This is a genomic window from Desulfuromonas sp. KJ2020 (assembly GCF_024197615.1).
Lineage (GTDB): Bacteria > Desulfobacterota > Desulfuromonadia > Desulfuromonadales > SZUA-540 > SZUA-540.
Map to the genome: position 1 here is coordinate 1,649,487 of NZ_JAKUKE010000001.1, position 12,206 is coordinate 1,661,692.

Here is a 12,206-nt window from a genome sequence, read left to right on the forward strand (position 1 = left end):
TTGTCTTGTGTCAACGCATTCCCCCGAAATCATCCTGTTGCAGCGGCGCTCCTGCTACCGTCCTGACGACCAGCGTTCAGGGCCTGATCAATGCTGGCCAATCAGCTCCGCTCCACCTTTAGCCTGATAGAGCGGAGGATCTCCTTCATCTCGCGGTAATCTTCCGGATTGCGCTTGAAGTCCGTGTAGTACAGGTAAAACCAATGACGATCGGCAAAACCGATCACGCCACAAAACAAAACCGGTTCATCATGCCTGCGATAGGTCGCTTCAAGCTGATAGGCGTATTGGGCCCCCGGGATTCGTATTTTCTCGACGTCATGCTTCACGTCGCTGAGCCCTTCTTCGCCTTGCAAGGCCTGTCCGGCGAAGGCCGCCGACCGCTTCACCGCTCGCCGCCCAGGAGCCGGTTCGCCCTCTCTAAGAGCGCTGAAATCAACAGCCAGCCAGGCGCCACTTTCGGCATTGACAATAAAAAGCTCATTAACGGAAAGGATGTCGCGTGCCACTTCTGCTGGATCTTCTTTCCCGGCCTTTCTCAGCATCTCCTGCCGCAGGTGGGCAGCGGTCTCCTGCACCAGGGGCTCGGGAGGCGAGTCACTGACCTGCCAGTGGTCACCGGGCAATTCGACATGTAAAAGGACGCCAGGCGCCACTTCAATGGTTGTACCGAACGCCGTTAGCGGAACAACCAGCAGCAGAAGAAAAAAGACAAGGCGTTTCATTTGTCAATACTCTCCAGATTTGTGCCGGCCCCAGCCAGGCATAAACGACAGGGGCCAAATAAAGGTTCTGGGCGGACTCAGTTCTTTTTAGCAGGTTTCAGGCCAAACCCCCATCCCTCTGCTCCAGGAACGGCTATCGGGGCCCGGGAGGCCGTCAAATGCAGGGTCCAGGTAACACCTTGATCGCAGACTCATTCCTGTTTTTCAGAACGTAATCCGCGCGCCATTGGTTTTCTCCAGCCTGCCCCTGTTGAATATTGCCAAAGGCTGTAGATTATCCCACAAAAAACAGTCCGACAGCCCGGTTGGTCTTCCAATAATATCGATAGATCTCTCGAGAGGCTTCTGCAGGACTTTGGCAGATAGCCGTCTCCCTGACCACTTCTCCATCCAACTCACCATCATCATACAGTAGGTCGTTGACTACAAAGCGCTCCAATAGTCACATCCCCCTCCATAAAACAGAGGAGGTGAGATCCCGGAACATCATAAAGGGTGATAAATAATCGGATAAACCTGTTGAGTGTCAGCGATCTCGTGGCACTCAACACTTAACCATTATGACCACCAGTTTTTTCTATGGGCCAATCTGCAAAGGCAATGAAATAAAGTAAAAAGAGATTAGCGACGGGAATCAGAATGAGAATTCCCAGCCAGCCCGGAAATCCTGCGCGCTGGCAGATACGCCAGACCGGGATGACGACCACAATGCCGATCACCAGCATCCACAGCCAATGCCCTCCCCACATGGTGTTGTTATACATATGATTCCCCATCATGGTATGACCCTCCGTTTCAATTTCGGGTTTGAGTAGTTGTGCTTATAAAATTCATTATGACCGGATTGTCTGGTTCCCGCCGATTGCTTGTGTGTGGTCGCATAAGGTTTTCTCCCCGATTAAAGCGTGACCTTGCGCAGTCGTAAGGCGTTGCTGATGACCGAAACGGAACTGAAGGCCATGGCGGCACCGGCGATCATCGGGCTGAGCAGGATACCGAAGATGGGATAGAGCACTCCTGCTGCGATAGGTACACCGGTTGCATTGTAGATAAAGGCGAAAAACAGGTTCTGGCGGATATTGCGCATAACCGCGCGGCTGAGGCGTAAGCCACTCACAATGCCGCGCAGGTCGCCCTTCACCAGGGTCAGCCCGGCACTTTCGATGGCAACGTCCGTGCCTGTGCCCATGGCGACACCCACATCGGCGGCAGCAAGGGCGGGCGCGTCATTGATTCCGTCACCCGCCATGGCAACGCGGTGTCCCTTGGCCTTCAATTCATTGACAATGCGTTGTTTGTCCTCGGGAGAGACTTCGGCATGCACTTCGTCGATCCCCAGTTCTTTGGCCACAGCTTTGGCAGTGCGCAGATTATCCCCCGTGCACATGACCACGATGATCCCCATCTCGTGCAGCGATTCGATAGCCTCCTTCGAGGTTTTTTTGATCGGATCGGCTATGGCGATGAGGCCGAGGAGCTGATCGTCGCGTCCCGCCCAGATGACGGTCTTGGCCTCACCTTGCAGGCGCTCCGCCTCCTTCGTCAGCGCGGCGGGGATGGTGATGTTTGCCGCTTCGAGGAATGTCCTTTTGCCGATACGAATCAGCGCACCTTCGACTCTGGCCTGGACGCCGCCACCGGTCGTGCTCTCGAAGTCGGTGATGTCCGGCAGTTCCAGATCCTCTTGCTTCGCCTTATCGACAACAGCCCGGGCGAGGGGATGTTCAGACTGAGACTCGACGGCCGCCGCCAGACGCAACAAGTCGACGGTTCTAACGTCGTCTGGCGCTTGCGCATCGACAACTGAGGGCTTGCCCTCGGTGAGCGTGCCGGTCTTGTCGGTGATGAGGTGCGTGACCTTTTCAGCGCGTTCGATGGCTTCGGCGTTTTTGATCAGGATGCCGTTTTGGGCACCTCTGCCGACACCGACCATGATCGACATGGGGGTGGCCAGACCCAGCGCGCAGGGGCAGGCGATAATCAGCACAGAAACGGCGACCACGATGGCGTAGGCCATGGCTGGCGCCGGGCCGAAGGCGGCCCAGACCACGAAAGCGATCAGGGCGGTCAGCACGACCGCAGGTACAAAATAGCCAGCGACCTGGTCGGCCAGTTTCTGAATTGGTGCCCGGCTGCGTTGGGCCTCGGCGACCATTTTTACGATCCGGGCGAGCATGGTTTCCTCTCCCACGGCCTCAGCGCGCATGACGAAGCTGCCTGTCTGGTTGACTGTGGCGCCGATGACCTTGTCATTCTCGCCTTTCTTCACCGGGATCGGCTCGCCGGTGAGCATGGATTCGTCAATCGTGCTTTTTCCGTCGAGAATGACGCCGTCGAGAGGAACCTTTTCGCCGGGCCGCACGCGCAGGCGATCGCCTTTTTCAATGGCGTCGATCTCCACTTCCTCTTCTTCACCGTCTTCCTTGACCCGGTGAGCGGTTTTGGCCGCGAGGCCCAGCAAACTCTGGATGGCTTTACCGGTCTGCCGCCGGGCGCGGGCTTCGAGCCACTGCCCGAACAGGATGAGGGTTGTGATGACCGTGCCCGCCTCGAAATACAGGGCGACTTCACCATGCATGCGGAAGGAATCCGGGAAAAGTTCCGGAAACAGAACCGCCACGACGCTATAAGCATAGGCCGCACCGACACCCAGCATGATCAGTGTGAACATGTTCAGGCTGCGGTTGACGATGGATCGCCAGCCTCGAGTGAAAAACATGCTGCCCGCCCACAGAATGACGGGTGTCGCCAGAATAAGCTCCAACCAGCCTTGAAGCTTCGCTGAAAGGAACCCTTCAAAGGAGAGCCCTGGAATCATGCTATCGAAAGCGAGAAGCAGAACGGGCAGGGTCAGCGCGCCGGCAACAAGAGTTTTGCGCTTCAAACTCCGAATAACCGCCTCTTCCTCTTCAGCGTCGTCGCTTGACGCACTCAAAGGCTCCAGGTCCATGCCGCACTTGGGACAGCTTCCTGGCCCCTGCTGGATAATTTCGGGGTGCATCGGACAGGTGTATTCTCTCGACGCAACAGCCGGATCGGATGTCTTCGGCTGCGGGTGAAGATAGGCCTCGGGATCGGCCACGAATTTTTCCCGACACTTGGTCGAGCAAAACAGATATTCGGTCCCCTTGTGGGTATGAGAACCGGCGTTTTTCTTCTTGCTTACGGTCATGCCGCAGACCGGATCCTTGGTTATATAGGCTTTGGGATCAGCCGCGAACTTCTCTCGGCATTTATCCGAGCAGAAAGAATAGGTTTCTCCCTGCCACTGTGTTGTTCCGCCTTTGGAGTCGGGGGTAACCTCCATGCCGCATACAGGATCTCTCATGATTTACACCTTCTCTCTCGGGAAAGAATTCATTGAAACCTGTTTTCCAGATTCGCAGTACCGCCCTCTGTCTGTACTTTCGAAAAAAGAAAACTACGTTAATTTTACTACTTATGATCGGTTTTGCTTGATTGGACCTCCCGTTTCAGTTCTGAGTAAGCATACAAGGGGTCATCCATTGCATTATGTCACTCCACTGCACCATGCCATTGCACCTGTTGATCGGCTGTCACTTTTGACCCACTATCAGCACATGGGCCAAAAGTGTAAAACATTACAACCCAATGAAATTAGATACAAAACGGTTTCGCAGTGGGCCGAGGTTGGACGCCGTTGATGGGCCAGATTTCGATGCCGATTGACAAGCACAAGATCAATTACAGGAGTTGGCAGAAAGGGCGCTCCCAGCGTGAAGAAGGGGAGCTCGTCGCAGAGTTTGACGGAAAACACGGTTGGTTCTGGCGCAATCGCACCTCAACGTCGATGACGATAACCCTTCAGGTTGAAGGAGAACACACTGACTTGATGAGGTCATCTGATCTTTTATAGCCCAGTCAAATCAAAACGCCCGCAGCAAGCTGCGGGCGTTTTTGTTAAAAACCCTTGCACCGAATATGGAGCAAGGCTGGGCTCAATTATCAGAAGTTTATCTTGACTCTTTGCCACATTCCGAATTGGAGTGAAATTTTTCCAAAATTTGCTCGAAGGTAGCGTCGGGCGGTAATTGAGCCAGAACTTCCAGAGCCCGCTCTTTGTCGCTTTTCATTTCGTCAAGACTCTTCCCTTTGGCTCCGGTCTTTTTGTCGACAATTTTGTCGTGAACAATAATGACGACCATGATGAGCATGAAGATGGTCAGTAGAAGAAGAAAAAGAGCCATATTAGACATATGTGTGACATCATTTCCTTTAGGTTTTCATAACTGCAACTATGGCGAACTCCCACCAAAAATCCAAATCCCGACAAGCTCATATGACCAGGTCATCCCATTTTGGCAGGTTGCGGGAATCTACCGACCTGCCAAAGGTAAGGCACATTATATCGATTGATATAATACCAAAAGATATAATGTACCCTGATCTAAATGCCAACCACGTGCCTTGCCATACGTACAACGAATTAAGGCGTGTGGCTCCTTAGTTTTCACGGATCTGTCCGAATTTGCGCCGAAAACGACACCTTGACAGGGTGGTGATGGCCGATAGAATTTTACCTTATACGGCAAAGCCTTTCACTGCAGGGCAAAAGCCGACCAATGCACATGGGAGTGGATACAGCGATCTCAATGCATTCAGAAGCTTTGGCCAGTGATTGGCGCAAATAACCTTCCGCTCTGCGAGGAGACTTGCTTATGGCCCGTAACCTCACGCAAAAAATTCTGGCCGAGCACCTGGTCGAAGGGCGTCTGACTCCGGGCGAGGAAATCGGCCTGCGCATTGATCATACTTTGCTGCAGGACGCCACTGGAACAATGGCCATGCTTGAGTTCGAAGCCCTCGGCCTTGATCGGGTCAAGGTCCAATTGGCGGCCCAGTACGTCGACCACAACTTGTTGCAGACTGACTTCAAAAACGCCGACGACCATCGTTACCTGCAGACCGCCTGCGCCCGTTACGGCATCTATTTCAGTCGTCCGGGCAACGGCATCTCCCACCAGGTGCATATGGAACGTTTTGGCCGCCCCGGGCTGACCATGCTTGGCGCCGATAGCCACACTCCGGGCGCTGCCGGGGTGTCGATGTTGGCCATCGGAGCTGGCGGCCTCGACGTGGCCATGGCCATGGCCGGTTACCCCTATTATTTCCCCTGCCCGCGGGTTCTGGGAGTGCGGCTCACCGGTGAGTTACCGGACTGGGTCAGCGCCAAGGATGTGATCCTCGAGATGCTGCGCCGCTACGATGTCAAGGGCTGCGTCGGCAAGGTGATTGAATACTACGGCCCTGGGGTCGAATCTCTCTCCGCCACCGACCGCGAAACCATCGGCAACATGGGGACCGAACTCGGCGCCACCAGCAGCATCTTCCCATCCGACCGACGGACGCAGGAATACCTGCAGGCGCAGCAGCGCGGCGATGCCTGGCGCGAGCTGCAGGCCGATACCGGCTGCGATTACGACGAGCACGCCGAACTCGACTTGTCCAAAGTCGAGCCGCTGATCGCCTGTCCGTCCTCTCCCGGCAATGTCAAGACGGTCCGGGCGGTGTCCGGAACCAAGGTTGATCAGGTCATCATCGGCTCATCGGTCAACTCCTCCTTTCGTGACCTGATGGTGACGGCGCGAATCATCCAGGGACGTCACGTCCACTCCGATGCCTCATTGCACATCAATCCCGGCAGCCGCCAGGTTCTGGAGAATCTGGCCGACCATGGGGGCGTCATGGACCTTCTGCAGGCCGGCGCCCGTATCCACCAGAGTGGCTGCCTGGGCTGCATTGGCATGGGGCAGGCGCCGGGCACGGGACAGGTCTCCCTGCGTACCTTTCCCCGGAACTTCCCGGGCCGGTCCGGAACCAAGGACGATCAGGTCTATCTGTGCTCCCCGGAAACCGGCATTGCCGCCGCCCTGAAGGGGGAGATCACCGACCCCCGCGAGCTGGGTCGCGAAATGGACTATCCTCGCATCAAGGACCCGGAACAGTATCGGGTCGATGAAGCTTCTATCATCTGCCCCAGCGAGAGCTTGCGCCAAACCGAGGTCAAACGCGGGCCGAATATCCAGCCTTTCCCCGAATTCGACCCATTACCCGCTACCATCGAGGCCAAAGTGGCGATCAAGGTCAAAGACAATATCTCCACCGACGGCATCATGCCCGCCGGTAGTGAGATCCTGCCGCTACGCTCTAACATTGCCGCCATCAGCGAGTACGTCTTTCACCTGGTCGATCCGGAATTCGTCGGTCGCATCAAACAGATGGGCGACGCTGTCGTGATCGGCGGCGAGAATTACGGCCAAGGGAGCAGCCGCGAACACGCCTCCCTGGCGCCACGCTACCTAGGCGTAAGAGTGAAAATCGCTAAAAGCTTCGCTCGTATCCACAAGGCCAATCTATGCAACTTTGGCATCGTGCCCCTCACTTTCCAGAATCCAAAGGACTTCGATTCCATTCAACTTGGCGACCGGCTGATTTTCGACGACCTGCGTAGACGCCTGGAGCGCGGCGACACCGAAATCCCTGTCCGGATAGGCGACCGCGAGATTTTGACGTTGCTGGAGGTTTCCGACCGCCAGCGGCAACACCTGTTGGCTGGTGGAACCCTCGGCTACATCAAGAAGGAATTGGCCATTCAATAGCTGATTTATAGCCCACCATAATCAAGAGAAAGGAGCTCATCATGGGAACCCATCATATCCTCGACGGCTGCATCAATTGCGGGGCCTGCGCGGCGGTCTGTCCGGTCAACGCCATCGCCGACACGGGGGATGTGCATGTGATTGACAAAGAGGTATGCATCGACTGCGGTGCCTGCGATGAGGTCTGCCCGGTGGATGTCATTCGATGGGAGACCACAGCTTGATTTTGTGACTAGAAAGAGATCGGCTGAACAATCTGATTTCCTGCGAAATGAATCGAATCAGCGCGGGCAAGTATCGAGCAATCGGAAAAAAAACTTGTCCAGATTGAGACCGATTATCGACGAAATCTCCACGTAGAACGTAATGATATTCAGGGGCAGGTCGATAAGCTCACCCAAGAGGTTGCAAAGCAGTCCCACCGCAATGAACTCATGGAGCTAAAGGCATCACAGGACAGCATCGTCAAAGATATCGCTACCCATACCGCCGGGACAGTCGTGCAACCCGGCACAGTTCTTCTTACCTTGGTGCCCAAGGAAGAAAAAATGCGTGCCGAGGTTTGGGTCTCCAACGATGACATCGGTTTTGTTCGGCAGGGACAATCCGTGAAACTCAAGATAGCCGACTTCCCGTTCCAGAAATATGGGATGATCGAAGGAACCGTTACTCATGTGAGCGCGGATGCGGCAGACGATGCCATGGGAGCGTCAAACGACCCGAGGGAAAGTGGGCAACCTCTGGTATATCGGGCCCTCGTGGGGCTGAAATCCATGCACCTGGAAACAGACGGGAGACGCTTCCCTCTTACGGCCGGCATGCAGACCCATGCGGAAATTCATTTAGGCAGTCGTACGGTGATGGAGTACCTGCTGTCTCCCGTCAGAAAGGCGTGGCACGAGGCGGGTCGGGAAAGATAGACGCTCGCTAAGCGCCAATGGCTTCCACCGCTGCAGCCAGCGTAGCCAGCGGCAAAAAGAGGGCGAGCGGATGGTCGGGCAGGGCGACGAAGCCATACTGCTCATAATATGCGCGGGCGCCCTGGTTCTTCGCATCCACAAAAAATCCTATAATCCCGATGTTCTCTGCAACGGACAAAGTGCGCCGCATGGCATCGACCATCATGAGACCACCGAATCCTTGGCGCTGTCGATCCCTCGCCACCGCCAGTCGAGCCAGTTTGGCCGCGGGTGCTTTGCGCGGGTATTTCTTCGCGTATTCGGGAGGCAGTTCCACTGCCACGACTTCGCAGCTCGTCAGGGTGAAAAAGCCCAGGATCTCCTCCGGTTCAGCCGAGTCGACAAGGACGAAGGTGCGGGAGATCCCTTTGTCGTTGTGCTGACGAGCGGTCCTTTTGAGATAGTCGTCCAAGTCCCCCTCGCCGCAGGTAAAGCCTTCCCGGTCGTGTCCCCTCGAAAGAAGTTCGATGCGAAGCATTTATAGCCGCTCCTTATGAGTGCGGAAGGCCGCCAGCAATTTCTCGTTCGGCGCTGGCGGGTTCTCAATCGCGTCGAAAAACCGCCTTGCTGCCTCCGCGTCCAAGCGAATAAGGCTCTCCTCTTCGATCACTGTACGCGCTCGATCGAGTGCAGATTGAACCAGAAATTGATTCATCGTCGCACCGCACAACTCGGCCGCGCGGGTAAGAGTCTCGTAAACGTGCTCGGGGACTCGTGCTGAAATGCGTGTTTCGACTTTTGCCGCCATGACGTCATCCTCCATGTATGGGTGATTTGCTGTAAGGTTAACATAGTGGCGCCAAAATGGCAACGAGGTGGGGCCGTTTTGGCGTTGATCCTTTTCTGCCCCTCGTGCGCGACATGAATCGCCGCGAGCTTACACACAAAGATCCATCCCCTGAGCCAACCTGGGGATCACTGCTGCCATTGATGCAGGGTGGTGCGAATGATTTCAAGATAGCCCGGCTCCCGCACGACTTCTTGATATCCCGGAACGGCTCCCACCCACTTGCCCAGTCGGACGTTGCGTTCCTGCGTGAGATAAAGGGTGGGCAATCCCATAAGCGCCGGTCCGTCCATGCCCGCCGTGGTGACGCCAATCTGGCCCACCAGGCCGTGGCGGCATCTCAACTCTTCAAACAGGTGCAGTTGCGCTCGGCGCATGTCCGGCCCCTGGAAGAGCGGCTCTTTCCAGCAAAGGGTCAGGTTGACTGCGCCTGGCGGTACAAGCTCAAGAGGAACAGCATCGCCGAAAAAAATGGGCGTGAGCCCGGCATTCAAGACCAGCTCAGAAAGCTGACGCAACTCATCGAAACAGGTATTGCGCAGGGCATCGTGGTCACCCGTTCGTACCCAAAGCAGCACCTTCTGTTCTGGATTCCCTCCCACATGGCCATCGATCCATGATCTTAAGGAAGCCGCTGGCGATTCGTCTCCCAAAAACGCGGTGCGAAGGGCGACCTGTGCTCCTGCCGCATCGGCGTGAAAAGCCTCAGCGATGATATGCGTCAGATGCTTGGGGCTCGCCGGACGAGATCGGTAAGGGCGAAGGGATTCTTCCAGCCCGGCATCGCGCAGAAAGCGTTTGGCCTGCAATTCCTGGGTAGCGCCAGGTCTAATCTGGATGGGAAGTCCGGCAAATAATGCCGCAGCAGCCAGGTACCAGCCTTCGCCAAAGGAAAAGCCGGGATCAGCATGAAAAGTGTACGCGCGGTTGCGCTCTATGACGATGTTCCTCGCGGCTTTTGCGGCAGCTTCAGCTCTGTGGGCAATTGCTTTTGCTTTGGCCGTATCAAGTAGCCGGGCAAAACGTGCGGCCGCCAATGCCGCCTCTTCGGCCGTGCAGGCGATCTGCTCGACGCGCTGCCAGCCGTCTTCACAGTCCTCCAATGTTGGCGCGCGCTGAGATCCACGCGAGAGCTGTCCGGCACCATAGCGCGCATCCTCTGCCCGGGCCCCTTGAGCCCGCACCAGCACCCACTGGAGCAAGGCAATCTCTTCGCTTTCCGCTACAGTGTCCAGCGCCCGTGTGGCTAGTAACACCACCTGCTCCAGCCGGGATCGATAGTCATCGCGCACTCCGGGCAGATGCAGCGCACCCTCCAACGCCGTGGCCTCCGCCAACAAAGTGGCGGCTTTTTGTGCGAGCCCGTCGCCGTCTGTTTCGTAAGCGTACAACTTTGTCACAGGATCTTCTTTGACCAGGTCTTCGGCGCGAGCGGCCCGTCTATTTCCAGCTCCACATTGTGTAAAAAGGGGCGGGGGCCGCGAGATTTTATCCAGTCGATCATCACGGCCAATCCCTCTTCGAGTTTCACCTTCGGCTGGTAATCGAGGAGTCGCCGGGCTTTGTCGGCGGAGCAGTTGGCAAAGAAAACCTCCTGGGGACGGCTATCGATCCGGTTCGGTTTCAGATCAAAATCGAGCAGTCTGGCAATAGTGGCGGCTAATTCGTTGATGGTCACAAACTCATCGTCGGGGCCGATATTGATGACCTCATGGACACAGCGGTCGTCGGTGGCCATCCGCAGAAGGGGATCGACCACGTCGGAGACAAAGCTGAAGCAGCGTCTCTGATTGCCGTCCCCGTAGATATAGGGTTGACGTCCCTGCAGCATCAGGTTGATGAAAATAGCGGCCACGTTACGATAAGGATCGTCGTAGCGCTGCCGCGGCCCGATGATATTGTGGGGAACCGCCACCATCCACTCCATCCCGTGGGTTTCGGCAATATTGGCCAGCAGCCGTTCCGCACACCATTTGGCGATGCCGTAGGGATCCTGAGGAGCCGGCACCATATCCTCGGTAAACGGAACCTTATTCGTGCCGTACCTGGCCATGGACGAACAGAGCACGAAGCGCTTCACACCTCCGGCCGCTGCCGAGGAAACAACGCCACTGGTCGCCGTGACAACGTTCCGGGTGACCAGATGGGGGCTGAATACGGAGAGGCCTTCATAGGCGGTGGCAGCGCAATGGTAGACAATGTCGACGTCTTTCATCAAGGCGGCCAGTGGCGCAAAATCATTGCAGTCGATTTGATGAAACCCCGCGCCAGTCGGAACATTGTCAAGGTAGCCACCCGTCAGGTTGTCACATCCCGAAACACGGTACCCTTCAGCCAGACACCTGTCCGCAATATGACTCCCTAAAAAACCGGCTATCCCCGTAATGAAAATTCGTTTTCCGTCCAATTGAAACACTCCATACCGGATTTTTTATTAGAACCTGTAATTAAGTAAATGATCCGGCGAATCATAGCACAAGTTATTGCATCGCCTAAGCTGTTAGATCTGAACGCGTTGTTTACACTTTTAAGCCATAGAAATGATCCAGCAATTTTTCGTATGGCGTTAGATCGTCAATGCCCTTGTGGGGCTTGACCGTGTTGTAAAAGTTGATGAAGCGCAGCAGGCTGAAATGGCGGTTCTTACGATCTTTGAACGTCTCCTGCTGATGCCACATCTCCATGATTGTGCGGATAACACGCTCGGCTTTGCCGTTGGTCTGGGGCCGGCTGATCCGCGTAAACTTCTGGCCGATACCGAGTTCGTTACAAGCCTTGACGAAAGCATGTTCGCCAGTGCCTTTAAATTCTTTGCCGTTGTCTGAGTAGGTGTATTCGATGGTGTAAGGGCATTCATCGACCACCTGACGCAGAAAGAGTTCGGCACTGTGTTGTGTCTTGTCCGGGAATACCCCTGCATAGAGTTCCCGGGAATAATCATCAATGGCGACGAACAGATACTCGCGTGGCAGCGTCTGATCTTCGCCCTTGATCAACGGGAGCCGCTTGCTGTCGAAGTGAACCAGCTCTCCAGGATATGATTTGTTGTAGCGTCTGGCTTCTCTTTTTCGTTTTTCTTCGAGTTCGCGCTCGACTTTAGCCAGCCGCTTCAGCC

12 protein-coding genes are annotated in these 12,206 nt (G+C 55.7%); 3 read left to right on the forward strand and 9 right to left on the reverse strand.

The annotated features are described in order from the left end of the window. Positions 1 to 101 precede the first annotated feature (101 nt). The 4 genes from MJO47_RS07580 to MJO47_RS07595 form a co-directional block, all read right to left on the reverse strand. Positions 102 to 725, reverse strand: a complete 624-nt coding sequence (locus MJO47_RS07580; RefSeq protein WP_253960511.1) for a hypothetical protein — start codon at positions 723 to 725, stop codon at positions 102 to 104. Positions 726 to 1,276: 551 nt separating this feature from the next. After that, positions 1,277 to 1,504, reverse strand: coding sequence for a hypothetical protein (locus MJO47_RS07585; RefSeq protein WP_253960512.1), 228 nt, complete (start codon positions 1,502 to 1,504; stop codon positions 1,277 to 1,279). Positions 1,505 to 1,623: 119 nt separating this feature from the next. Then, entirely contained in the window at positions 1,624 to 4,053 is a 2,430-nt protein-coding gene (locus MJO47_RS07590; protein WP_253960513.1) for a heavy metal translocating P-type ATPase, read from the reverse strand. Positions 4,054 to 4,699: 646 nt separating this feature from the next. Further along, complete coding sequence (locus MJO47_RS07595; RefSeq protein ID WP_253960514.1) at positions 4,700 to 4,942, reverse strand: hypothetical protein; 243 nt, start codon at positions 4,940 to 4,942, stop codon at positions 4,700 to 4,702. Positions 4,943 to 5,404: 462 nt separating this feature from the next. On the opposite strand from MJO47_RS07595, the gene MJO47_RS07600 reads away from it, so the two are divergent. The 3 genes from MJO47_RS07600 (at position 5,405) to MJO47_RS07610 (ending at position 8,265) form a co-directional block, all read left to right on the forward strand. Further along, positions 5,405 to 7,345 carry an aconitate hydratase gene (locus MJO47_RS07600; protein WP_253960515.1) on the forward strand — a complete coding sequence of 647 codons (1,941 nt, stop codon included), beginning with the start codon at positions 5,405 to 5,407 and terminating at the stop codon, positions 7,343 to 7,345. A 41-nt stretch (positions 7,346 to 7,386) separates the two neighbouring features. After that, positions 7,387 to 7,569, forward strand: coding sequence for a DUF362 domain-containing protein (locus tag MJO47_RS07605; protein ID WP_253960516.1), 183 nt, complete (start codon positions 7,387 to 7,389; stop codon positions 7,567 to 7,569). A 210-nt stretch (positions 7,570 to 7,779) separates the two neighbouring features. Beyond that, complete coding sequence (locus MJO47_RS07610) at positions 7,780 to 8,265, forward strand: HlyD family efflux transporter periplasmic adaptor subunit (protein WP_253960517.1); 486 nt, start codon at positions 7,780 to 7,782, stop codon at positions 8,263 to 8,265. A 7-nt stretch (positions 8,266 to 8,272) separates the two neighbouring features. On the opposite strand, the gene MJO47_RS07615 is transcribed toward MJO47_RS07610, so the two are convergent. The 5 genes from MJO47_RS07615 to MJO47_RS07635 all read right to left on the reverse strand — a co-directional run. Further along, positions 8,273 to 8,782 carry a GNAT family N-acetyltransferase gene (locus tag MJO47_RS07615; protein ID WP_253960518.1) on the reverse strand — a complete coding sequence of 170 codons (510 nt, stop codon included), beginning with the start codon at positions 8,780 to 8,782 and terminating at the stop codon, positions 8,273 to 8,275. Then, positions 8,783 to 9,052 (reverse strand): DUF1778 domain-containing protein, encoded by a 270-nt coding sequence (locus MJO47_RS07620; RefSeq protein WP_253960519.1) that lies wholly within the window; start codon positions 9,050 to 9,052, stop codon positions 8,783 to 8,785. Positions 9,053 to 9,219: 167 nt separating this feature from the next. After that, positions 9,220 to 10,491: a hypothetical protein gene (locus tag MJO47_RS07625; protein ID WP_253960520.1), complete on the reverse strand. Its 1,272-nt coding sequence runs from the start codon at positions 10,489 to 10,491 to the stop codon at positions 9,220 to 9,222. After that, positions 10,488 to 11,507 carry an NAD-dependent epimerase/dehydratase family protein gene (locus tag MJO47_RS07630; RefSeq protein WP_253960521.1) on the reverse strand — a complete coding sequence of 340 codons (1,020 nt, stop codon included), beginning with the start codon at positions 11,505 to 11,507 and terminating at the stop codon, positions 10,488 to 10,490. Before MJO47_RS07630 ends, MJO47_RS07625 begins: the two co-directional genes overlap by 4 nt. A 103-nt stretch (positions 11,508 to 11,610) precedes the next feature. Beyond that, on the reverse strand, positions 11,611 to 12,206 hold a 596-nt coding region (locus tag MJO47_RS07635), incomplete at its 5' end, for an integrase core domain-containing protein (protein WP_253960522.1).